Annotated in this window: 23 protein-coding genes; 15 read left to right on the forward strand and 8 right to left on the reverse strand. The window is 65.6% G+C overall.

From position 1 onward, the window contains the following. Positions 1 to 14: 14 nt before the first annotated feature. A complete protein-coding gene (locus tag AC1DKN_RS16325; RefSeq protein WP_476851631.1) occupies positions 15 to 290 on the reverse strand; it encodes a YegP family protein in 276 nt (91 codons plus the stop codon). A 230-nt stretch (positions 291 to 520) separates the two neighbouring features. On the opposite strand from AC1DKN_RS16325, the gene AC1DKN_RS16330 reads away from it, so the two are divergent. From AC1DKN_RS16330 to AC1DKN_RS16340, 3 genes are all read left to right on the forward strand, one after another. Then, positions 521 to 838, forward strand: a complete 318-nt coding sequence (locus tag AC1DKN_RS16330; protein ID WP_043436330.1) for an acylphosphatase — start codon at positions 521 to 523, stop codon at positions 836 to 838. 98 nt (positions 839 to 936) lie between these two features. Further along, on the forward strand, positions 937 to 1272 hold the full coding sequence (locus tag AC1DKN_RS16335; RefSeq protein WP_026538519.1) for a cupin domain-containing protein: 336 nt from the start codon (positions 937 to 939) through the stop codon (positions 1270 to 1272). A 69-nt stretch (positions 1273 to 1341) separates the two neighbouring features. Next, positions 1342 to 2718 carry a diacylglycerol/lipid kinase family protein gene (locus AC1DKN_RS16340; RefSeq protein ID WP_230009345.1) on the forward strand — a complete coding sequence of 459 codons (1377 nt, stop codon included), beginning with the start codon at positions 1342 to 1344 and terminating at the stop codon, positions 2716 to 2718. Between the two features lie 37 nt (positions 2719 to 2755). Here the strand turns inward: AC1DKN_RS16340 and AC1DKN_RS16345 are convergent, their stop codons facing one another. Then, the gene (locus AC1DKN_RS16345) at positions 2756 to 4384 is read right to left on the reverse strand and encodes a PucR family transcriptional regulator (protein WP_476871888.1); all 1629 of its coding nucleotides are present in this window, start codon (positions 4382 to 4384) and stop codon (positions 2756 to 2758) included. A gap of 134 nt (positions 4385 to 4518) precedes the next feature. Between AC1DKN_RS16345 and AC1DKN_RS16350 the strand changes: the two genes are divergently transcribed. From AC1DKN_RS16350 to AC1DKN_RS16380, 7 genes are all read left to right on the forward strand, one after another. Further along, a complete protein-coding gene (locus AC1DKN_RS16350) occupies positions 4519 to 5793 on the forward strand; it encodes an alpha-hydroxy acid oxidase (protein ID WP_476851628.1) in 1275 nt (424 codons plus the stop codon). Positions 5794 to 5871: 78 nt separating this feature from the next. Beyond that, entirely contained in the window at positions 5872 to 6774 is a 903-nt protein-coding gene (locus tag AC1DKN_RS16355; protein ID WP_028277463.1) for an ABC transporter substrate-binding protein, read from the forward strand. A gap of 6 nt (positions 6775 to 6780) precedes the next feature. Further along, positions 6781 to 7806 carry an amino acid ABC transporter permease gene (locus AC1DKN_RS16360; RefSeq protein ID WP_476871889.1) on the forward strand — a complete coding sequence of 342 codons (1026 nt, stop codon included), beginning with the start codon at positions 6781 to 6783 and terminating at the stop codon, positions 7804 to 7806. Further along, positions 7803 to 8570 carry an amino acid ABC transporter ATP-binding protein gene (locus AC1DKN_RS16365; RefSeq protein WP_275959779.1) on the forward strand — a complete coding sequence of 256 codons (768 nt, stop codon included), beginning with the start codon at positions 7803 to 7805 and terminating at the stop codon, positions 8568 to 8570. The genes AC1DKN_RS16360 and AC1DKN_RS16365 overlap by 4 nt, the downstream gene beginning before the upstream one ends. 83 nt (positions 8571 to 8653) lie before the next feature. Continuing rightward, positions 8654 to 9256 carry a class I SAM-dependent methyltransferase gene (locus tag AC1DKN_RS16370; RefSeq protein ID WP_476871890.1) on the forward strand — a complete coding sequence of 201 codons (603 nt, stop codon included), beginning with the start codon at positions 8654 to 8656 and terminating at the stop codon, positions 9254 to 9256. Between the two features lie 79 nt (positions 9257 to 9335). Continuing rightward, positions 9336 to 10145, forward strand: a complete 810-nt coding sequence (locus tag AC1DKN_RS16375; protein WP_476871891.1) for an alpha/beta fold hydrolase — start codon at positions 9336 to 9338, stop codon at positions 10143 to 10145. Positions 10146 to 10231: 86 nt separating this feature from the next. Further along, positions 10232 to 11593 carry an MFS transporter gene (locus AC1DKN_RS16380; protein ID WP_476871892.1) on the forward strand — a complete coding sequence of 454 codons (1362 nt, stop codon included), beginning with the start codon at positions 10232 to 10234 and terminating at the stop codon, positions 11591 to 11593. Positions 11594 to 11618: 25 nt separating this feature from the next. On the opposite strand, the gene AC1DKN_RS16385 is transcribed toward AC1DKN_RS16380, so the two are convergent. Then, a complete protein-coding gene (locus AC1DKN_RS16385; RefSeq protein WP_476871893.1) occupies positions 11619 to 12683 on the reverse strand; it encodes a sigma-70 family RNA polymerase sigma factor in 1065 nt (354 codons plus the stop codon). A 266-nt stretch (positions 12684 to 12949) separates the two neighbouring features. Here AC1DKN_RS16385 and AC1DKN_RS16390 point away from each other — a divergent pair, with 266 nt between their 5' ends. Then, positions 12950 to 13360, forward strand: coding sequence for an ester cyclase (locus AC1DKN_RS16390; protein ID WP_476851623.1), 411 nt, complete (start codon positions 12950 to 12952; stop codon positions 13358 to 13360). A 479-nt stretch (positions 13361 to 13839) separates the two neighbouring features. After that, the gene (locus AC1DKN_RS16395; RefSeq protein WP_476871894.1) at positions 13840 to 14259 is read left to right on the forward strand and encodes an ester cyclase; all 420 of its coding nucleotides are present in this window, start codon (positions 13840 to 13842) and stop codon (positions 14257 to 14259) included. Between the two features lie 113 nt (positions 14260 to 14372). Here AC1DKN_RS16395 and AC1DKN_RS16400 read toward each other — a convergent pair whose 3' ends face one another. The 3 genes from AC1DKN_RS16400 to AC1DKN_RS16410 form a co-directional block, all read right to left on the reverse strand. Beyond that, positions 14373 to 15617, reverse strand: a complete 1245-nt coding sequence (locus AC1DKN_RS16400) for a flavin-containing monooxygenase (RefSeq protein ID WP_476871895.1) — start codon at positions 15615 to 15617, stop codon at positions 14373 to 14375. Positions 15618 to 15787: 170 nt separating this feature from the next. Continuing rightward, positions 15788 to 16867 carry a glycerophosphodiester phosphodiesterase family protein gene (locus tag AC1DKN_RS16405; protein WP_476871896.1) on the reverse strand — a complete coding sequence of 360 codons (1080 nt, stop codon included), beginning with the start codon at positions 16865 to 16867 and terminating at the stop codon, positions 15788 to 15790. Between the two features lie 208 nt (positions 16868 to 17075). Further along, positions 17076 to 17558, reverse strand: a complete 483-nt coding sequence (locus tag AC1DKN_RS16410; protein WP_476871897.1) for an SRPBCC family protein — start codon at positions 17556 to 17558, stop codon at positions 17076 to 17078. A 304-nt stretch (positions 17559 to 17862) separates the two neighbouring features. On the opposite strand from AC1DKN_RS16410, the gene AC1DKN_RS16415 reads away from it, so the two are divergent. After that, positions 17863 to 18243 carry a VOC family protein gene (locus AC1DKN_RS16415; RefSeq protein ID WP_476871898.1) on the forward strand — a complete coding sequence of 127 codons (381 nt, stop codon included), beginning with the start codon at positions 17863 to 17865 and terminating at the stop codon, positions 18241 to 18243. 194 nt (positions 18244 to 18437) lie between these two features. Here AC1DKN_RS16415 and AC1DKN_RS16420 read toward each other — a convergent pair whose 3' ends face one another. Beyond that, complete coding sequence (locus AC1DKN_RS16420; protein WP_476871899.1) at positions 18438 to 19331, reverse strand: potassium channel family protein; 894 nt, start codon at positions 19329 to 19331, stop codon at positions 18438 to 18440. 234 nt (positions 19332 to 19565) lie between these two features. Between AC1DKN_RS16420 and AC1DKN_RS16425 the strand changes: the two genes are divergently transcribed. Both AC1DKN_RS16425 and AC1DKN_RS16430 read left to right on the forward strand, forming a co-directional pair. After that, entirely contained in the window at positions 19566 to 20264 is a 699-nt protein-coding gene (locus AC1DKN_RS16425) for a hypothetical protein (protein WP_476871900.1), read from the forward strand. A gap of 291 nt (positions 20265 to 20555) precedes the next feature. Beyond that, positions 20556 to 21074: a cupin domain-containing protein gene (locus tag AC1DKN_RS16430; protein ID WP_476871901.1), complete on the forward strand. Its 519-nt coding sequence runs from the start codon at positions 20556 to 20558 to the stop codon at positions 21072 to 21074. Positions 21075 to 21134: 60 nt separating this feature from the next. Here AC1DKN_RS16430 and AC1DKN_RS16435 read toward each other — a convergent pair whose 3' ends face one another. Beyond that, positions 21135 to 22280: a flavin-containing monooxygenase gene (locus AC1DKN_RS16435; protein WP_476871902.1), complete on the reverse strand. Its 1146-nt coding sequence runs from the start codon at positions 22278 to 22280 to the stop codon at positions 21135 to 21137. Between the last annotated feature and the right edge of the window lie 224 nt (positions 22281 to 22504).

Raw genomic sequence — 22504 nt, forward strand, 5'->3', positions numbered from 1 at the left:
TAGACGACGCTGGGTTAGACAGCGGGCAGGTGCCGGTGGCGGTGACGGTGTTCGCGGACCGCAGGTGTCGGCGAGGCGTTCCTGCCGCCGCGCTGCCCGGTCCACGGGTTGCTGCCGACCTCCCGGATCAGCCCGGTGCCGGCGCACTCGCGCACGGCCATGATGCCGTCCGCCGCCTGGCGCTTGTCGTCGAATGCTGTGGAAATCGCCAACACGGTCCCGTCGGCGGCAAGGAGCCGGAACCGTACATTGGATTCCGCGTCGGTGAAGATTTCGAACTGTCCAGCCATTGTCTTGTCCTTGTCTAGCGGTGGTGACCGCCGGTGGAGGGTAAGAGCACTTCTTTGTGCTGTTGCCGGGTCTTCGACAAATCGCTGCAGTGCCGGTAGCCACCCTTTCGTGGACGGCGCCCCCGGGAAAGAGGCAAAGGTCCCTTGGTGTCTGGCGGATGAGACTGGGGCGGCAGCACCAAGTCCTGTGTGCCGAAACCGGGCGACCGGATGGGCGCTACATTGGGAACATGGCGGGCAAACATCCTGTGCAGTTTCCGGCGGATTCCGGCGAGCCGGTGCGGCTGAACGCGCGGGTGTCCGGTGTGGTCCAGGCGGTCGGCTTCCGCTACTGGACGGTCCGGAAGGCCGAGGAACTGGGGCTCAGCGGCACGGTCCGGAACAACACCGACGGCTCCGTGGGCATCGTGGCCGAGGGGCCGCAGTCCGTGGTGCTGGAACTGCGGCGCTGGCTGCGCTCGCCGGAGGCGCCCGGCCGGGTGGAGGACGTCGAAGAATCGGTCTCGGCCGCGACGGGGGAGTTCGGCGGATTCGACGTGGCCTACTAGGGCTGCAGCTTTCCGGTGGCCGGTATCGTGGCCGGTCCGTGGCCGGTCCGGGGCGAAGGACCCTCGGCAGGGGCCCGGTTTCTGAGTAGGGTGGCCCCATGCAGAAGATATCGCTCGATGCCCTTGCCCGGCAGCAGCTGGCTGCCGCGGTTGCGGCACCCAGCGGACGGGCTGCGGACACTGCGTTTGGCGGGCATGAGAAAGTCCTGCGCCAGACCGTTATGGCGTTCAGGGCGGGGACGCAGCTGAGCGAGCACCAGAACCCCGGCGAGGCGACCGTGTTTGTGCTCCGCGGCTGTGTGCGCCTGCGGGCCGGCAACGAATCGTGGCAGGGCAAGACCGGCGATCTGCTGATCGTGCCCGAGGGGCTGCACAGCCTGGAGGCCGAGGAAGATTCGGCGATCCTCATGACCGTGGCGAAAATCAAGACCTGACGGCCCAGCCGCAGGCGGCGAGACCGGTCGAAGCCACTCCAGGGGCCGGATTACCGCAAGGAGCAGGACATGACTGTCATCCCTTTCGACGAGGTCCCAAAGACCCGGCGGTGGTGGGCCAGGGGGGCCTTCGCCGCAGTTGTCCTCGCGGTGGCTGTCCCGTTGGTGGCGGCGGGTTTGGCAGGCACTATTGCGCTGGTCACGACCGGCCTGGGCGCCGTGTTGGTGGCCGTGGCAGCGATCTACTGGTTCCTCATCAGCCGCGGTCTTCTGCGCTGGTTTGCGCTGGCGCTGGCGGTACTCGCACCCCTTGTGGTCGTGGCCCTCTACATCCAGGGGAGCCTGCTCCGGGAGGTGGCGATTGCCGCTGCGCTGGCATTCGTTGCCCTGGTCTGTGCCCGCGCCGCGCTCCGGGAAAGGAGTGAGGGCAAAGCCATGCCCGAGCACCCCGCCCCTGCCTGGCAGCATGCTTTCCTGGTGATGAATCCGCGTTCCGGCGGGGGCAAGGTGGTGAAGTTCGACCTCCAGCGGAAGGCGGAAGAACTCGGCGCCGAGGTGGCGCTTCTTGAGGGACCGGGACCGGTCGACGTCGACGCGTTGGCCCGGCAGGCCGTGGAACGCGGGGCCGATCTGCTCGGCGTCGCCGGTGGGGACGGAACCCAGGCGCTGGTGGCCGGCATTGCGGCCGAGCACAACCTTCCGTTCCTGGTGATCAGCGCCGGCACGCGCAACCATTTCGCCCTGGATCTCGGGCTGGACCGCGAGGACCCGACAGGCTGCCTCGATGCCCTCCGGGACGGGGTGGAGCTTCACGTCGACCTCGGCAAGATCAACGGCCGCACCTTCGTCAACAACGCATCCTTCGGGGTGTACGCCGAGGTGGTGCAGAGCCCTGCGTACCGGGACGACAAGGCCGGTACCGTGCTGGAGATGCTTCCGGACCTGATCAGGGGCGATAAGGGTGCGCGGCTGCGGGCGCAGGCTGACGGGGAGACGGTGGACGGCCCGCAGGCGGTGCTGGTGAGCAACGGTCCGTACGGCAGCAATGACCTCGCCGGCCTGGGCCGCCGAACCCGGCTGGACCGCGGCGTGCTCGGCGCGGTGGCGATTTCCGCCGCCAACACCCGGGAAGCGGTCGGCCTGCTGCGCCGTGCCACGAAGCGCGGCCTGATCCAACGCACCGCGGCGGAGGTGGTGGTCGACGCCGACGTGCCCGATATCCCCGTCGGAGTGGACGGTGAGGCTCTGCTGATGAGCACACCGGTACGGTGCACCATCGAACCCCGCGCACTGCGGGTACTGGTTCCGCGGAACCGTCCGGGCGTCCCGCCGGCCCAACCGGCGCTGGATCTGGTCCGGCTCCGCGAGCTGGCGTGGGGCCGGCACGTGTCTGCGCCGTCTGCGCCGTCGTCCGCCGTTCCTCCGCACGCCGGCGGGGGATCGTAGCCTCGGCAGATCTGGCCTGAACCGTGTATGACGGCGACTAGTTGTGCCGTGCCCACAACTGCAGCCACACGAGCAGGCGCGTTTCGGCGTCGTCGAGGTCTATGCCGAAGAGCGGCTCCACCCGGGACAATCGGTACCGGACCGTGTTGACGTGCACATCCAGCGACTTGGCGGCGTCGATCGCGTTTCCGCCGCAGCTGAGGTAGGCGTAGATGGTCTCCTCGAAGGACTTCCTGTGCTGTTCGTCGTACGCCTCGATATTCAGCGCGTGCGCCCCGGGCAGTTGGCCGGCGGCCGTCAGCGCCGAGACGAACTGGCGCAGCAGCAGACGCGAGCCGAGGGAGTCGTCGTCGGCCACGATGTCATCCGAATCGGCGGCGATGCGCCCCTCCGCGACGTTGCGCACAAGTTCGGACAAGACCAGTTCCGCGTTGACCCTGGAGTCCTCCAGCCGGTCGATCGTCGCCGCGGCGCCGAGTGCGGCCAGGACCGGGCGTGCGAGCAGCCGCCGCGCATTCTGCACAATTTTCAGAAGCGCGGTGCGCTGGAACTGGCGTGAGGTTTCGGTGGTTTGCGGCAGGACGATGTACACGATGTTGTCCGAGAGCCCGCAGACGGCCGAGGGCAGCCGGATGGCGCAGGCGGTCCGGATGGTGTCGAAGAGCCGGAGGCGGGACTGCAGCGTTTCGGCCGCGATGGCCTCGGACGGCCAGACGCCCAGGGCCGCAACCCGGATCGACGGCGCCGATATCCCGAGCCTGATGGCGGCCAGTTCGGCGCGTTTCGGATCGAACAGCAGCGGCTGGACCAGATCGATCTGGCGGGTCAGGTTCGAGACGTAGGTGGTCCGTTTGTGCAGGATGTGGAGCGCGGCCACGTTGGCGGCTTCGCGCAGGATCCGGTTGGCGTCCTCGTTGTGGTGGTCCGCCAGTTCAAGGAGCCAGAGCGAGCCCAGAACGGAGTCGCCGGCCCGGATCGCTATGGCCGTGCGCCGGAGCGAGGGATCCTGCGTGGCCACATCCAGCGCATCGGTGGCGGCATGGACACGGCGGTAATCGTTGTCCGTTTCCAACGAATGCGGCACCTGCAGGCTCAGGATGGAGCTCCGGCGCGTCTCGTCAATGGGCTGGTCCGGGAGGGTGGAATACGCCAGGATCGTCTGCTCGGGATCGGCGATCGCGATGGCACCGCCGGCCTGGGCCGCCACCGTGTTGGCGAGGTCGAACAGGTCTCCGGGCCGGATGTCCACGAGGGTCCGGCCCGATTGCCGGTGCGGGACCACTGCCGCGTCCATGATCTCCGCGAGCTGGTTCCAGGGCACCGAGTCGGAGGCCCGGAACAGCGCCATCCCGTTGTCCCGGGCGGCTGCCCGCAGGACTTCGTCCGAGGTGCCGTTGGATTTGTAGACGATCGCCACGTACCCGGCGTCGCTGAGTTCCCGCACTTTCGCGCCCAGACGCTTCCCGGAAAGTGACAAACCAATGGCCAGGGCAACGGCACCCGGGAACTTGGCGGGCCGCGCCGTCGAGTCGTAGAGAACCGAGCCGGCGACAATCTGCCGGTCATCTGACGGCATTTCCACGAGGCTGAGAATTTCCGAGCCCGCCGAGCGGGCGACGTCGGCCAGGGTAGGCAGCGCGTGCGTCTTCACCTCCGATGCCGTCACCGGGACACCCAAGAAGCTGTTTGGTATTCGCTACTAATGATTGGCCCTTCAATTTGTCGATAACTCCATGGTGATGCGGAGCTTCATTTCCTACGCTGAACCATAACGCAGCACAGTTCAACGGAAGGCCGTCATTGAAAATCAGCGAAGCCAGGCAACTCGTCCAGGTGAAGGCCCCCGTCCTGTCCCGCCAACGGCGCGTGCTGGCGGGCGCCTACAACGTCGAGGAATTCCGGAAAGCGGCACGCAAGGTCCTGCCTGCCGGGATTTTCGACTATCTCGACGGCGGATCCGAAGACGAAGTGACGCTCCGCCGCAACCGGGCCGTCTTCGACGCCTGGGCCCTCATGCCCAGCTGGGGCCCGGTGTCCGGACCCGACACGACGACGACCCTGCTCGGAGAAGAAAGCGCGCTGCCGCTGACCTTGACCCCCACCGGGGCGACCCGGCTGTTCCATCCCGAGGGCGAACTTGCCGTCGCGGCCGCCGCGGACCGGGCCCGCATCCCCTATGGGCTGGCCGGGCTGAGCACCGTGCCCATGGAAACCATCGCAGAGCACCACCCGTCCCTTGACCGCTGGTTCAACTTTGGCCTCACCTCCGACGCCCAGGCGATGAAGAACAAACTGGCCCGCTGCAAGGCAGCCGGATTCAACACCCTGATTGTCGGCGTCGACACGCGGGCACTGGGTTCCAGGGAACGGGACCTCCACAACGGATTCACCGCCCCTCCCGCGCTCACGCTGTCAACCATCGCGGACATCGCCCGGCGCCCTTCCTGGTGGGTCAACTTTTTGAAGTCGGACGGCATCAGCTTCCCGAACCTGGATCCGCAGAGCCCCGCCGCCTCCTCCGTGGTGACCCCGACCATGTGGCAGCACATCCTGGGCCACTCGGATGCCAGCAGCGGCTGGAAGGAACTTGAGGCCCTGCGGCAGGCCTGGCACGGCAAAATCGTACTCAAGGGCTGCGTCAACCCGGCCGACGTCGCGAAGGCCTCCCGGATTGGCCTGGACGCCGTCCAGTTGAGTAATCATGGCGGCCGCCAGCTCGATCACATGCTGAGCCCCATGGACGTCCTCCAGGAATCGCGGCAACGGGTGGGCGATTCGATCGAGATCTACGTGGACTCCGGCATCCGCCGGGGGAGCGACATCCTCAAGGCGCTGGCGCTGGGGGCCGATGCCTGTTCGATCGGCCGGGCCTACCTGTACGGATTGGTAGCGGCCGGCTCACCGGGCGTCGGACGCATCATCGACATCTTCGGGGATGAACTGCGGCGTACGATGACGTTAGTGGGCGTCTCCAGTATTTCCGAGTTGAAGGCCCGGGGCGGGGAAATTCTTCGGGATATTCGTCATTCCGGAGAACTTCTTGAGACAAGAGCGTCGGAAAACACAAATTCTTGAGTTTTGAATAAGCAGTCATGCAGTGCCCTCCCGCAGCGTTGCGGGAGCCTAGAGAATCCCTGAACAGCTAAGGAAGCCATGCGCACCCGATACCTTCTTCCCGTTCTCACCATAGCCACGGCGCTCTCGCTCTCGGGCTGTGTCAACAACAGCGAACCCGCCGCCACCGGCTCGGCATCCGGTACCGCTGACGCCATCGACGTGCAAAAGAATGACTCCATTGCCGCCTCGCTCCCGGAAAAAATGAAGAGCTCCGGCGTGCTCAACGTCGGCATGGCCAACAACTACCCGCCCAACGAGTTCAAGGACGATAACGGCGAACCGGCAGGCTGGTCCGTGGACCTCACCAACGCCTTGGGCAAGGTTATGGGGTTGAAGGTCAACTTCGACATCGGCACCTTCGATAACATTCTGCCGGCGGTGAAGGCAGGGAAGGATGACATGGGAATGTCGTCGTTCTCCGACACGCTGGAACGCGAAAAGCAGGTGGATTTCGTGAACTACTACTCAGCCGGCATCCAGTGGGCGTCGCCCAAGGGCAAGAATGTGGACCCGAACAACGCCTGCGGGCTTAAAGTCGCCGTCCAGGCCACCACCTATGAGGACACGCATGAGGTGCCGGCCAAGTCGAAGGCCTGCACGGATGCAGGCAAGCCGGCGATCACCATTTTCAAGTACGACGCGCAGGACCAGGCAACCAACGCCCTCGTGGTGGGGCAGGTCGATGCTATGAGCGCCGATTCGCCCGTGACTCTGTATGCGATCTCCAAGACCAAGGACAAGCTGCAGACCGCCGGCGACGCCTTTGAGGTGGCGCCGTACGGGATGCCCGTGGCCAAGGGCAGCGAATTTACCCCGGTCCTGCAGAAGGCGTTGCAGGCACTGATCGACGACGGTACGTACAACAAGATCCTGTCCAAGTGGGGCGTCGAGTCCGGTGGCGTCAAGACAGCAACTCTCAACGTGGCAGCCAAAGGGTGATAGCAAATGAGCGAGCCGGAATCCGACAGGATGATTGAGTCGGAGCCTGACAGGAAGCTGCGGGCCCGGACCCGGAGCGGACCGGACACGGACACCGCGCCGGCGGAGGCGATCGTCGCGATCCCGCTGCGGCACCCGTGGCGGATCGTGATTGCCGTGGTTCTGCTGCTGGGGTTGGCGGTATTTGTCCTGGACGCCGCCCAGCGCTCGGACTATGGCTGGCCGGATGTGGGCAAGTACATTTTTGACCGCCGGATCAGCCAGGCCGCGTGGGTGACGTTGTGGCTGACCATCTACTCGATGATCGGCGCGATCGTCATCGGCCTGCTGCTGGCCATCATGCGGCTCTCACCAAACCCGGTGCTCAAGAGCATTGCCTGGCTGTACATCTGGATCTTCCGCGGAACCCCTGTCTACGTGCAGTTGGTGTTCTGGGGCATCGTGGCCCTGATCTACCCGGTGTTCACGCTGGGGATTCCGTTCACGACGCCGTGGGTCACCGTCCCGAACGAGATCTTCACGAACCTGTTCATTACCGCCGTGATCGGTCTGGCCTTGAACGAGGCCGCCTACATGTCTGAAATCGTGCGTGCCGGCCTGCTGTCCGTGGACGAGGGCCAGGCGGAGGCTTCCACGGCCCTGGCCATGTCCTGGGGCCAGACCATGCGGTATGTCGTGGTTCCGCAGGCCATGAAAATCATCATTCCGCCGACCGGCAACGAAGTGATTTCAATGCTCAAGACTACCTCCCTGGTGGCCGCGATCCCATTGAGCATCGACCTCTACGGGGTGTCCCGCGGCATTTCAGCCGTGACGTTCACCCCCGTCCCGCTGCTGATTGTTGCTTCGCTCTGGTACCTGCTCTTCACCTCCGTACTCATGGTCGGGCAACACTTCATCGAAAAGCGGTTCTCCCGCGGAACCGGACGGATCAAGACAGGCAAGGCACCCGCCGCGCCCGAACCGGCGCCGACGGCCGGACCTGGCGCGCCGGGTGCACCGCTCGGCACAGACTTTGGAGGTAAGGGATGACGGGCGTGCCAATGGTTCTTGCGGAGAAGGTTTCCAAGAATTTCGGATCCAACAGAGTCCTGCGTGGGATCAGCCTGGAGGTCGACCCCGGGGAAGTCCTCTGCATCGTGGGGCCCAGCGGTTCCGGTAAGTCGACCTTCCTGCGGTGTATCAACCACTTGGAAGTGGTTGACGGCGGCCGGCTTTCGGTCGACGGACAGCTGGTCGGCTACCGCCAAAAAGGCGAGAAACTCTACGAACTCAAGCTCAAGGAAGCTGCTTTCCAGCGCCAGGAAATCGGAATGGTCTTCCAGCGGTTCAACCTGTTCCCGCACCTGACCGCGGTGGAGAACATCATTCTTGCTCCCATGCGGGTGAAGAAGATTTCCAAGGCCGCTGCCACGGCAAGGGCCATGGAATTGCTGGAGCGCGTGGGGCTGGGGGACAAGGGCGATGCCTATCCGGCGCACCTTTCGGGCGGCCAGCAGCAGCGGGTGGCCATTGCCCGTGCCTTGGCCATGGACCCCAAGCTGATGCTCTTCGACGAACCGACCAGTGCCTTGGACCCGGAGTTGGTGGGCGAGGTCCTCGATGTCATGAAGGGACTGGCCAAGAGCGGCATGACCATGATTGTGGTGACCCATGAGATGGGGTTCGCCCGCGAGGTGGCCGACACCCTGGTCTTCATGGACGACGGCGTGGTGGTGGAGGCCGGGGCTCCCCGCCAGATCCTGAGCGATCCCCAGCACGACCGGACCAAGGCGTTCCTCTCCAAGGTGCTGTGACGTCGAAGGTTGACGGCGCGGCGGTGAGCCCTGGCCTCACTGGCGCAGTGGCTTCGCCGCCGCGCCAGTGCAACACTGAATCCGTGGACAGCCTCGCGGACAGCAAGATCTGGGCGGACTACAACGCCGCCCAGGCAACCCGTGGGGTGCGCACGCTGTGCCTCAACGCCATGGCCTTCGCCGGCCCGGGGAACGGCCGCCGCGCCATAGATCTGGGCTGCGGCGCGGGCAAGGAAACACTGGCGATGCTCGACGGCGGCTGGCGGGTCCTCGCCGTCGATTCACAGCCGGACACCCGGGACCAGCTGCTCGCAACTGTGCCCGCGGCGCTCGCCGAACAGCTGGACGTCGAGCTAAGCCCGTTCGAGGACCTTCCGCCGCTCCCGGAGGCGGGGCTCATCCTGGCCAGCTATTCGCTGCCCTTCGTCCACCCCGAAAACTTCGCCCGCCTTTGGCGGATGCTGCTGGGGGCGCTGGGCCCTTCCGGCGTCATTGCCGTGAATTTGTTCGGCGAGCGGGATTCCTGGGCCGCCATTCCCGAATGGAACTTCCACACCGAAGCTGAGGCCAGGGGCTTGTTCGAGGGACTGGATATCCTCGCGTTCGAGAGCTACGACGCCGACGGCCAATCCTTCCGCGGTCCCAAGCACTGGCACATTTTCGACGTCATCGCCCGGAAACCCTGACGCCGGGCAAGACCCTTATCCGGCAGGACTTCCGCCCGACCTGATCGACCGAAGAGGTCTCCGAGAGGAGCAGTACGTTATGGGTGATGCCTTCAACGCCGTGGATGGTGTCCGAATTTCCTTTCAGGAGCAGGGCGCCGGCCCCACTATCGTTCTGGTGCACGGTTCCGGGCTCTCCCGTGCCATTTGGCGGGGACTGGGCTACACGAAGGCCTTGCAGGAGCGCTTTCACGTGGTGACTCTGGATCTGCGGGGACACGGCCGCAGCGACAAGCCGCAGCACGAAGATGCCTACAGCATGGACCTGCTCGTCGGGGATGTTGTGGCAGTCCTGGACGCCGCCGGCGCGCAGGCAGCCCACTACGTGGGGTATTCTGCCGGCTCGAGAGTCGGATTCTCACTGCTGGCCAGCAGCCCCGAGCGTGTCAAGACATTTACGGCTGCGGGCGGCACGTACCGCTCCCCGGCCGGGCAAATCGAATCGATCTTCTTCCCCGGATATGACCAGGCCCTGGACCGGGGCGGCATGCCGGAATTTCTGCGCCAATGGAGTATCGCCACGGGCCGTGACCTGGATCCGCAGACGGCCGCCGCGCTGCTGGCCAACGACCCCGCGGCCTTGCGCGCCTACTTCCGGCGGAGTGAGGACGAACCCGGAATCCCGGAGGCCGTTCTTCGGACAATGGACACCCCCACCTTGCTGCTCGCCGGCACGGACGACCCGCTTCGGTATGGGGACTCGGAACGGGCGGCCCAGCTCATGCCCAGGGCCCAATTCCAGGCCCTGCCTGGCCGCAACCACGGGCAGACCTTGGTTCCCGCCGGCCCGGTCCTCAGCATGGTCACGTCATTCATCACCTCGGCGGTCAGGGCGGGGAACAACGGCTAGGCAGGGAGTTGACGCCAGGGCGACGACGACGGCGGCACGCGTCGTCCGGTTCGATTTCGGCCGGCGTCGTAGGACAGACTGTTGCCGTGAGCAACTCTCCCCGTGCAGGCCTGGCCGTCGCCGGACTCAGCCTCGGCACGTCGCTGAACCCGTTGAATTCGTCGATGATCGCTGTCGCCCTGGTGGTGCTGCGCGAGGACTTCGGGCTCGACGTCGCCACGGTCACCTGGGTGATCACGGCGTTCTACCTCACCTCCGCGGCCGGCCAGCCGCTGATGGGCCGGCTGGCGGACCGCTTCGGCCCGCGGCGGCTGTTCCTGCTGGGCATGGCCCTGGTAGCCGTGACCTGCGCGCTCGCGCCTTTTGCGCCCAACTTCGCGCTGCTCTGCGTAGCGCGAGCGTTCATGGCCCTCGGCACCGCGACGGCGTACCCGAGCGCCGTCGTCATGGTCGCCGCGCTGGCGCGGGAGGCGAACGTGAAGTCCACCCGGCCGCTGGGCCGGATCCAGATGGCGAACACGTCGGCGGCCGCCGTCGGTCCCGTGGTGGGCGGCCTGCTGGTGAGCCTGGTGGGCTGGCAGGCGTTGTTCCTGATCAACGTTCCGCTCTCGCTGCTGGCGATCCTTGTGGTCCGGCGCTTTGCCCCGGCCGACGGTGCCCGGGAACGCGGCCGGGTGTCGGAACTGGTGCGCGACTCTGACCTGCCCGGGATTGGGGCCTTCATCGGTGCCCTGGTGCTGGTGATGATGGCGATGCTGAATGTGCTGCCCGACCACCGGTGGTGGCTGCTGGGCGGCGGGCTGGCCCTTGCGGCGCTCTTCGCGTGGCGGGAGCTGCGGTTCAGCCCGCCCTTCCTAGACCTGCGGCTGCTGGGCCGCAACCGGCCGCTGCTGCTGGTCTACCTGGGTTTTGCGCTGTTCAACGGCGTCTACTACTTCGCGTTCTTCGGGCTGCCGCAGCTGCTGCAGACCGCGGGCGGCTACAATCCCGGCGTCGTGGGCCTGCTGATGCTGCCGCTCGCCGCGATCTCCGTGGTCGGGACGCCGTTCGCGGTCCGCGCGATCGACCGGTTCGGCGTGCGGCGGGTGCTGATCGCCGGCGTCGTGCTGCTCCTCGTCGCGTCTGCGGCGATGTGGCTGCTGACGGTGTCCCTCGCAGCCCCGCTGGTGCTCGCGCTGACCGCCCTGCTGGGTGTGCCGTACTGCGTGGTCGCCATTTCCTCGAGCCAGGGCATGTACGTGTCCACCCGGCCGGAGGAGCGGGGGGTGGCCGCCGGGATCTTCCAGACCTGCCGCTACCTCGGCGCCATCACGGCCACCGTGCTGATCGGCATCTTCTATGGGAGCGGCGTGACGCAGGCGAACTGGGGGCTGATGGTGTTCGTGATGCTGGGGCTGGGCGCGGTGGTGCTTGTCGTGTCGCTGCAGTGGCGGGAGCGGCGGGCCTGAGGTCCGGCGCTGCGCGAGCCAACGTCTACTCCCTGCCGGATATGCCCTGACTCTCAATCCGATACTGCCGCAGGGCGTCTGACCGGGACGGGTGCCTGAGCTTCTCCATCGCGGTGACCTCGATCTGGCGGATGCGTTCTCGGGTCATGCCGTAGGTTTCCGCTACCGCGGCTAAGGTTTTCGCTCCGCCGCCCGTGATGCCGAAGCGCATCGCAATGACCTGGGCTTCCCGGACCTCGAGCGTGCTGAGTACGGCATGTACCTGTGTATTCATCTGTTGATGGAAGAGCGCATCGGTTGCGTCGTGGTCGGAGGAAACCAACAGCTGTTCGGCGAGGGCTTCGGTCCCGCCCCGGCCGTCGGGCACCCACGAGTCCAAGGAACAGGCCGGCCGGTCCACGGAAAGCAGACACTCAACCTTTCCGATTGGAATTCCGGTCAGTTGGCTGAGATCTTCCTTGTTGCAGACGGTCCCTGTCATGGCGGCCGTCCGTTGCGCTGACCGTATCTTCTGCAGCTGGTCGACGACGTTGCCCGGCAGCCGGATCAGGCGTGCCTGTTCAGTCAGCGCCTTGAGGATGCCGCCGCGGATGCAGAATGTGGCGTGGGTGGAGAATCTGAAACCCTTGGTGAAGTCGAACTTGCAGACAGCCGTGTGGAGTCCCAGGTTTCCTTCCTGGATCAAGTCCTCAAAGTCGAGGCCCCGGTGGGTGTAGCGCTTGGCGATCGACACGACGAGCCGGAGGTTGGCGTGGAACAACGTGTCGGCGGCACGCTGGCCCAGAAGGATGATGGTCCGAAGGTCGGCTGTATCCTGGCCGGGCCGCGATGTGCCATCCGCCAAGAGCCGTTCCGCGAATAGCCCCGCCTCGATTTCTTGCGCCAGTTCCACTTCCTGCTCGGCGGTGAGCAAATCGTATTGGCCCAGGCGGCGCAGGTAGTCAGCGACGGCGTCATCGGTCAACCCGCCACCGGCTTGCGGATGTTGCGCCCGGCCAGCGTCATCCGAATCGAACGCTTCAGGGACCCAAGCACCTGCCGCGGGCAGGGACGGTGCCCTGCCGATTGCCCCGTGGATTGGGTCAGCCATGTCATCCCCTGCCGGACGGTTCATGCTCGTGAAGGCAGACTACGTGGCCGGTGTGACAATATTCGGCGGGGCAGGGGCGGGCACAACAAACGGGGGTAATCAGCGCATCTTGACACCCTTGAAGCCTCGGAATATCTTCTGCCTTAACGAGGCAATTCGCCCCGTTTCCCATCAATTTCAGCGCTCAGCCCGGGCGCATCTGCCGGGGCCCATGGATAGTGCCGGCGGACAGCCACAACGGTCTCTTGCACCTGAAGGAGCCCACAATGTCCAGCACGTTGATCAATCGCTTCTACTCGGAAGTTCTCGCCGGCGGCAACCTCGCCCTCGTCGATGAAATGATCACGGACGACTTCATCGACCATGAACCGGCGTTTCCCGGACAGCCGCCCGGCAAAGAGGGCGCACGGTTCTTCGCCAGTGCCATCCGAAACGCATTCCCCGACATCTCGGTCAAGGAAGCCGAACCGACTCTCTCCGATGGAAACCTTGAGGCTGCCCATGTTGTGATGACCGGCACCCACAAGGGCGACCTGATGGGTATTGCGGCGACCGGCAAAACGGTCGAATTCGGCGGGACCGACATCGTCCGCGTCCAGGACGGTAAGATCGCCGAGCACTGGGGTAGCACGGACACCATGAGCCTCATGCAGCAGATCGGAGCCCTGCCGGAATAACAGCCGGCGCCATGTTTTCGCTGGCCCGGGACGATTAGGCGCCGAGTATTTTCCGGGCGCGCGCATACAACGGGAAGGTGCAACGGATGGTTGGAACGTGACGTGCGGCGCCTGCTGCCTTCCAACAGCAACACGGGGTCACTTACGGCCCATCCCGGCAGCTGGGATGGGCGCAAAGTGACCCCGCGTTGCTCTTGGGTGACGGCGTCGGCAGGGCTGGGAGCGGCGGCAGCCCAGGCATCTTGACACCCTCGAAGCACCGGAATATGTTCTGCCTTAACGAGGCGTTTCGCCCGTTCCTCACTCGAATTTTCACACTGTTGCTCGGCGCTCTACGCGGATCGCTGATGCCTGCCTGCGGAGCCAAACCTGCCTGCTGAGTCAATACGCGGGGTCCCTCCGGGGTGGTCTGCGCGTGCTGCCGGGGCACTGCGCTGGGGGGATCTAAAATTCGGTCTCGCGCCCACAAGGAATCGGAAATGTCTGAAGGTGTTGGATTGATTGAGCGGTTTTACAGGGACGTCATTGAGAGCGGAAACCTCGCCCTCGTTGATGAGTTGGCCGCGGACAGCTATGTGGATCACGAAGAGGCCCTGCCCGGGCAATCGCCGGGCAAGGACGGCGTCAAGTTCTTCGTGAACACGATGCGGTCGGCTTTCCCGGACATCAAGGTCAAAGAGATCGAGCCCAAGGTGATGGCTGGAAACCTGGAGGCATGCCATGTGATTCTCACGGGTACGCATCGCGGGGAACTGGCCGGCATCCCGGCAACGGGCAAGAGCGTCGAGTTCGATTGCACTGACATCATCCGTGTCGAGGACGGAAAAGTGGCCGAGCACTGGGGCACGACGGACAACCTGGGCCTCATGCAGCAGATTGGTGCCGTGGCCGTTGCCTGAACCAGGCGACAAACAACAGGGCCGGCGCGCGCAACAAAAGTGGCTGTCCACGTTCCCCACAGGGAAACGCGGACAGCCGTTCGACGTCGACGGCGGTTCGATCAGAGGTGCTGTCAGCGCCCGGCGATGTGCCCGGCAATGTACTCGGCATCGCGTCCCACACCGGCCACGACCGCCGAGCTGTGCCCGGTGAGCCACGGCAGGCCCACGGCGTAGAGGCCCGGGTAGTCCGTGACGCCGCGGCTGTGGCGCGGGTAGTTCCATTCGTCCAGTACGGGGATGTCGAGGAAGCCGAAGTCGAGCCGGTATCCGGTGGCCCACAGGACGGACGTAACGCCCTCCGCTGCCAGGTTCAACCGTGCCGGCTCTGAGGGAAGCCAGTCGTCCGCCGGCCGGAGTTCGGCCTCCGGCGCTTCGATCCCAGCAGCGGCAATGTACGCATCGAGCATCGGTCGGAGGCGCTGGCTGAAGCCGGCCTCAATGGTGGCGAGGCGTTCGGCGAGGTCATCGCTGAAGACGAGGTCGCCGTCGTCGGCTGCGTCCAGGTGGCCGTGCAGCCGGATTCCGCGGCGGCCCAAATCCCGTAGGTGGATGTCATGGCCGCCGTCGGCGCCGGACAACAGCGGGTTGCAGGCAAACCGAGCCGCGGGTGAGGGCAGCCGCTCCACGGAAAGTCCGTTCAGCCCGTGCTCGGGGCCGTGCAGTCCGAGCTGCATCATCCAGTAGAAGGTGTCCCTGCCGCGGTACCGGCGCGGGGCCTCCGGGCAGGTGGACACCGCCAGATGGACGTCGCGGCCAGCCGCCAGCAGCTCCTCGGCGATCTGGCCGCCCGACTGGCCGGTGCCCACAATCAGCACAGCGCCGTCCGGCAGTTGGCCCGGGTTGCGGTATTCGTCGGTGTGAAGTTGCACGATGTGCCCCGGCAGCCGTGCGGACAACGCGGGGATTTTCGCTTTCTGGAAGCCGCCGGTGGCCAGCACCACGTTGCGCGCGCGCCAGCTGCCCTGGGTTGTTTCCACGTCGAAGGCATCGCCGTCCGCGGCGGCGATGCGCGTGACGTCCGTGCTGGTGCGGACCGGCGCGCCGATGGTCTCCGCGTAGTGCCGGAAATAGTCCACCACGGCATCGCGCGGCATAAAGGCGTCCGGGTCCGGACCGGAGAAGGGCATGCCCGGCAGCGACAGCGAGAAATTCGGGGTGTTCAGGTAGAACCCATCCCACCGGTCTTGCCAGGCACCGCCCAGGGCGGCGCGCCGCTCCAGTACCTGATGCGCGACGCCGGCCAAGTCGAGCCAGTAGCTCACGGCCAGACCCGCTTGGCCTCCGCCCACAACGAGCGTGTCCACTTCAGCGTCCATCTCCGCCCACCACCTCGATCAGTGCACCAAGCGCGAGGAGCGCGATCCCGGGAGAATGCTGGCCCGCGGAGGCCTCCATGCGAGGAGCTTACGCCGGGTCTGGGTCCAGGCGTAGGGGTTTCGACGACGGCGGGGCGGCCACTTCAGTGGCCGCCCCGTCTATCGAGGTGCTAGCTCGCAGCCGGGTAGGCCTTGGGGAGCTTCAGGCCGCGATCTTCCATGACGATGCGCAGGCGGGTGGGGTAGTCGCTGATGATGCCGTCCACGCCGAGGTCCATCAGCCGCGTCATGTCCGCCGTGGTGTTGACGGTCCAGGGGATGACCGGCAGGCCGAGCTCGTGGGCTTCCTTGATCATGCCCGGGGTCACGGAACTGAAGGTGGGGGAGATGACGTCGTAGCCCTGGGCTGCCGCGGCTTTGGCGAGCGAGCCGCCGTAGGTGTCGATGTCGATGCCGCCGAGGTTGGGGCTGGCGCCGGGCTTGCCGACCTCGAGCCAGGCGTCGCCGCTGGACAGGGCGACGAGCGGCAGCTGCGGGGCGATCTTCTTGGTCAGGTTCAGCGAGGACCAGTCGAATGACTGCACGGTGCTGCGCCCGGCCATGCCGGCGGTGTAGATCTCCGTGACGACGGCCTTGGTCAGGGCCACCATGCCCTCGCCGCCGGACTTCCCGTCCTCCACCTTGGTTTCGATGTTGAAGCGGACCTTCTTGGCGTCGGCGTCGCGGACCAGCTGGAAGACGTCCTTGAGCTCGGCGATCCGGTTGCCCTCGATCACGTCCTGCTCCGGGAACCCCTTCAACTGGGTGAATCCGCAGTCCAGGGTCTTGATCTGCGCGAGCGACAGGTCGGCGACCCGGTCACCGACGTAGGGGTACTGCGCATCGCCGGGAGTCGCCGGCGCGGTGTCGCGGCACTTGTCCGCCTGGATGGTGTCGTCATGCCAGACGATCACCTTGCCGTCGGTGGTCAGGTGGGTGTCCAGCTCCAGCGTGGACACGCCGAGCTTCAGCGAGTTGGCGAACGCGGCCAGCGATTCCTCGGTCCATTCGCCGCGGCCGCCGCGGTGCGCCTGCAGGTCAAAGGAGCCGTTGCTCTCGTTGGTCTTGATTGCCGTTGTTGCCTCTGCGGCCTTTGTTGTGGCGGCGTTCGACGACGGCGAGCCGGCTTCGGGGTTGGAAGCGGCGACGGCGGGGCTCGCCAGCGAGGCGATGAGCGCGGCGGTGGCCACGGCAGTCAGGGGTGTGCGCATGGTGATGGTTCCTCCCGGGTGACGTTACCGGCGTCGTGCCGGCGACCCGTCCACCGTAGGGAGGTGAGATGGACTGTTGTGTGCGGGGAGCTGGACCGGGGGTGAACACCAAGGGGCCGAGCCGGGTGGCGGGCCTGGAGATGCGAAAAATCGTTCGTGTTCCGGGCGGATCATCACCCTGCAGGAACTCCGCAGCGGGTCAGGCTCCTTAGGTGCCGCCACCCAGGACCCCCTGCAATTTCTCGAACGACTCGGTCCACCCGTTGCGGTGCAGTTCGAGGCGTTCGTCCGTCAGGAACGGTCCCTGGGCGAGCACCAGGCGCGTGCCTGTGCCGGTACTCCCGAGTGAGAGGTCGACGACGGTCTCCCGGTCGTCTGGCGCCGGTTCCTCCCAGCGGAAGGTGTACACCAGGCGCCAAGGAGGATCGATCTCCAGGAACTCGCCTGAGAGGTGGAACTGTTCACCGTCCGGTGGGGTCATGGCGAAGCGGTAGCGGCCGCCTTCGGCGAGGTTGACTTCGGCTGCAGGGATGATGAAGCCGTGCGGACCCCACCACTTCACCAGTTCGGCCGATTCCGTCAGCATCCTGAAGACTTCATCCGGGGGAGCGGCGAGCGTGCACTCCAGGTTCAGGACCAGCCCGCCAGTTTCCTGATTCCCGGTTCCCTCATTAACGGACTCCGCATTCATCCTTCAACTCTGGCATCGTGCGGCCACCGGCGGAAGTGCGCTTTGCAGCTCGCTGTCCGAAGAGCGTCCCTTCAGCCCAATGCCAGTCACCCCTGTTTCCGCAGGACCAGATCGGTCCATAATGGCCACATAACTTCGGGGACCCCTCACGCTGGTGATGAGTGGCGCGGCGTTGAAGAGTCCCAGGTGGCTGCCCCCGGCTCGGCGCAGGGGCGGTCACGGGCTCCGGACAGGTATTCCGGGGACCGAAACCGGGGGGAGCATCGCCATCGCTGCGGTCATCAACGCACTGAAGGGAATCATCATGCTCAAGGATTCAAACATCATCGCCGTCCTCCCCGCGAGGGACATCAACAGGGCGAAGGAGTACTACCGGGACAAGCTGGGAATCGAACCCTCCGAATCCATGGAGGAGGGCAGCGTCATGTACAGCTGCGGCCAGGGAACCCGCTTCCTTGTTTACCAGACGGAAAATGCCGGGACCGCGAAGAACACCCAGATCGGCTGGGAAACGGACAATCTCGAACGCGAGATGGAAGAACTGCGGGGCCGCGGCGTCGTCTTTGAAGATTACGATTTTCCCGGCCTGAAGACGGAGAACGGCGTTGCCACCGCATCCTGGGGGAAGGCAGCCTGGTTCCTGGACAGCGAGGGGAACATCTTCAACATTTCGCAGCGCGCGTAGGCCGGAGTCTGGCCCCGGTCAACGACGCAAAGCATCGCTGTCTCCGGCTACGAAGCCGGAGAGAACCGGCTCCCGCCACCAATGCGGGAGCCGGTTTCAGCGACGCCTGGCCGGCTTCGATCCAGGCGTCGCCGCTGGACAGGTTGAAGAGCGCGGTCAGAACGGCAGGGTACGCAGTAGCGGCTACCCGCACGCTAGTTCGTGTGCGGATCCCCCGGACGCCGGTGCCGGTGGTGCAGCTCGTAGCTGTCGAACACATCGGAAGAGGTGGCTCCGGAATGGCCGAATTTGCCTCGGAGGACCTCCGCGAGTCCGTCCAGCGCGGCGTGGAGCATCCGTCCGGCGAACTGCAGTTCAGGGTTCTCGCTGCGCTGGGCCTGGGATGCCAGCTCCTGGGCGTAGGCCACCGTGGCGGGGAGGGAGCCGCGCTGCTCAATTTCACGGAAGTAGTAGGTTTCGTGGAACGCAAGCAGGTCTATGCTCACCGTAGCCACGTTTCCGGCAATTGCCTCCAAAAGGCCGGCAGCGTGACTGGGATCCATGGCCGATACACCTGCCGGACCTGCAGCCTCCCTGAACAGGTTCAGCTGGTGGGCAAGGGCCCGGCGTCGGTTAAGGGCAGGGAAAGTCTGCAGGATCCAAGTCACCGTTGCTGTCAGCAGGCCGAATCCGGTGACGGCCTCAAGGGCGACAACCAGCCGGAGCAGTGGTTGCGTTGCCACGATATCGCCAAACCCCACGGTGGAAAGAGTGACCAGGGAGATGTAGAGGGCTTCGGCGAAGTCGGCCCGCAGGGGAACTCCGGCTCCGTAAACAAATCCGTCCGTCAGATGGGGCAGGTATAGCAGCGCCCAGCCGATGGCCGCCAAGCCTGCCCAGGCACCAATGACAGCGGCCATCGCCAAGGGTGCTGCGATGAAGGAGCCCCGGCCCCGCAGTTTTCTCGATACAAGCCAGAATCCCCGCATGATCGCCCGGCCCAGGGGACCGGAGCCGTGCGGATAAAGCAGCGTACGAAAGACGTCAACGAGCATCAGCAGAACCAGCCCGGCCCCCAAAACCGTCCAGAGCGTGTCCTCGAAGTCCATGCCTCATCTTAGAGGCGGCACTATTTGGGGAGCAGCCATACGGTCCGGGCAACGGGCCCGCAGGATTGCTCCTGACGGGCGGGTGCCCCAGTTGCTCGAAGACCTTCCCGAAGCAGATGGCGAGCACTTTGGGTGCCTAGCGTGCGACCATCAAAGTGCCGCAGCCCGTGGGTGTGCCGGCTGTATCGGTTCGCGCGCGCAGAGTGGGCCGGAACGACGTCAAGGGGGAGCGTTGTGATGAGGGGATCTCGGCCGAGTGAAAGTTCGCTGCCGCGCTGGGCCAGAACCGCCGTCGTCGCCTATTTGTCGGTGGTGGTTGCCGTTGTTGTCGCCGCGCTGCTAACCGCAGGCTTCGAACTGGCCCTGGATGCCAGGTTCAAGGAAGACCTGCTGCTCGCCATGGTGGTTCTGACACTGCCCGTTTCGGTTGGCTATTTCATCATCGGCACTTTCGGCTCCGGGGGTGAGTTGGGCCTGATTACTGTTCTCTACTATTCGGGATACGTCCTCCTTGCGGTGGTCAACGCGGGTGTCTTCCGAAGGATTGTCCTCAGCACCCGGAAGCGCGCACGGGTGCCGGGCGCCGGCATGCCTGGCGCCCCGCCTCATTACCCGGGCGTGAAACTGCGCGGGGTAACCCCGGACGCCAGAAAGCTCTGGTGGACCGTGCCGCTGGCAGTTTTGCTGAGTCTTCCGCAGTGGATGGTGGCGAGTTTGGCCTGGTGCGGGATCAGCGGCTGCAGCGGCGGAGGTTTCGGCGTGGCCACCGGCACCGAATGGGTCGCGGTGATCCTGAGCGTCGTCAACGGGGTCATCATGGCAGTGGCCGTGTTCGCAGTGCGCTGGCTGTATCCCACCAGGAAGCGTGCCCTCATTGCATTGGCGGCCGGGACGCTGTTCGGCCTGGTGGGCGCCGCTGGCACCCACGGGTAGTGGCCGGAGTCAGCTCGGCGTGGGAGTGTCATTTCGATGCGGAAGCGGTCCACCCGCTGGCGCGGGGCTTAGGAGGCGGCAACGTGCCGCGTTGACTCTCGTATGGGTGGTGGCTGACCTGGTGCCCGGCTGGCAGCCCTTCTGGGAGACCGGGACCCATCGTGAGGTTAGGTCCCGCCGGTGCTATGTCGGTTCCGTCCTGTGGTGGGTGCGGACGCCAGTACGCTGCACGGCATTGATCGGATCGGGATCCTGAGTAGCATTGCAGGCACTTCCAAGCTGAGGAGCGTCATGGACAGGATCGATGATACGACCGCGCCGGCCACCCTCGTACAGGGCAGGGCGTACAAACTTGCAGCCGACGAAGGGACCGCACTGTGGTTCACGAATGCATTGGTCTTGGTCAAGGCAGGCGGCCCGGAGACGAAGCAGCGGCTGACCGTTGTAGAGATTTTGCATCCGGCGGGTTACTCTCCGCCGATGCACCGGCATTTGGTTGAGGATGAATCCTTCTACATTATTTCGGGTACGGCTCTCTTCAAGAGCGACGGTGAGCGCTTCACCGTGCAAAGGGGTGATTTCGCCTTTCTTCCCCAAGGTTCCACCCACTCGTTTTTGGCGGGCCCTCACGAGCCCTTCCGCTGCCTGGTGATCACCGTGCCGGCCGGCTTCGAAACCTTCACCGCCGAGGTGGGAGCACCCGCAGCGCGGAGGGAACTGCCGGAACCTGAACCCATCGACGGCGAGGCACTAACCGCGATCGCTGCACGCCACAACATCGAGATCATCGGGCCGCCGCTCACCACCTGACCCACATTCCCCGTGCCGACGCCAGCCGGTCCCGGTGCGCCAAAGACGTGTCCACGTGCCTTATGCCGTCAACCCGCTCGGGACCTCCACTGCGTGCTGCGGAGCCCGGGTGGCGGCCAGCCGCTTCGCCAGGTGCCTGGCGTCCCGGCACACGCCGGGGAGGGTTTCCGATGCTGCCGAGAAGATGAAATCTTTCCCCAGCAGGTACAGGCCCGGCAGGGCATCCACGATCCCGCGGTGCTGCTGCTCCCGCCAGTTCGCGGGCAGCGCCGGGATGTCCAGCCATGGGTAGGCCTCGGTGAAGCCGGTGCACCAGATGACGTTTGCCACCGGAAGGCGCTGACCGTCGTCGAGAATTACTTCGCCGCCCTGGACTCCGGTGACCCGCGGCACCAGGTGAACGCCGGCGGCCCCCAGGTCCCCGAGCTTGGTGCGGATCAACGGCGTCGCCATGGCTGCCATCTTGGGCAGCGCCTTGCGCCCGACCGGCGTGTTGGTGTTTAGCACGTGCAGCCCGGCGAAGCGGACCACCGGGAGGAAGAAGCGGGCCGCGGTCCGGCCGTGCCGGAACGGGATCTCGGCACTCGGCTTGCCGGCCAGCCAAGTTTCATGCGTGCGGCTGGTCTCTAGGGCGATCTCCGCCCCGGAGTTGCCCACCCCCACCACCAGGACGGGACCAGGCTTGAGCTGGGCCGGGTTCTTGTAGTTGTGGGAGTGGAGCTGCACGACGTCGGACGGCAGTTCCGCCGCAAAGCCCGGCGTCTTGGACAGCTGGCAGGCACCGGTGGCGAGGACGACGTTTGCCGCCATCCAGCGCTGCGCCCCGGCCGTGACATGGAACCGCTGCCCGTCGTGGCTCAGCCGGGTGACGGCCGTGTTGGGCCGGATCGGCAGGTGGAACCGGGAGGCATAGTCCTCCAGATAGTCCGCCTGCTCGTCCTTGGTGGGGAAGGCAAGGCGGTCGCCGGGGAAGGGCCGGCCGGGCAGGCCGTCGTACTTGGCGGGGGTGAACAGACGCAGCGAGTCCCAGCGGCTCCGCCACGCCTCGCCAACCCGTGTGCCGGCGTCGAGAATGACAAAGTTCCGATGCTGCTGCGCCAGGTAGTAGCCCAGCGCCAGTCCGGACTGTCCGGCGCCGATGATGACGGTGTCGACGGCGGCAGTGCCGATGACGCCGGCGGTGTCAGTTGCTGGGGTGGTGTTCATGGTGTCCTCCTTGGTGATGCATGTGCAGTTGGGTGGTTATGAACACTCCGGAAGCGCAGGTACCAGCAGGGCCTTGAGCAGCATGGGCAAGTAGCTCACGGCGAAGAGGCCGGTGGAAACCATCCCTGCGAGCAATGAAACGTTCATGCAATTAACGTTATTTTTCGTCGCGTCGCGGCGAATCGGACGAATCACCCATTTCCCGTCTGCCCTGGGAGAAGTCC

This window comes from Arthrobacter sp. 01N444 (assembly GCF_056399305.1).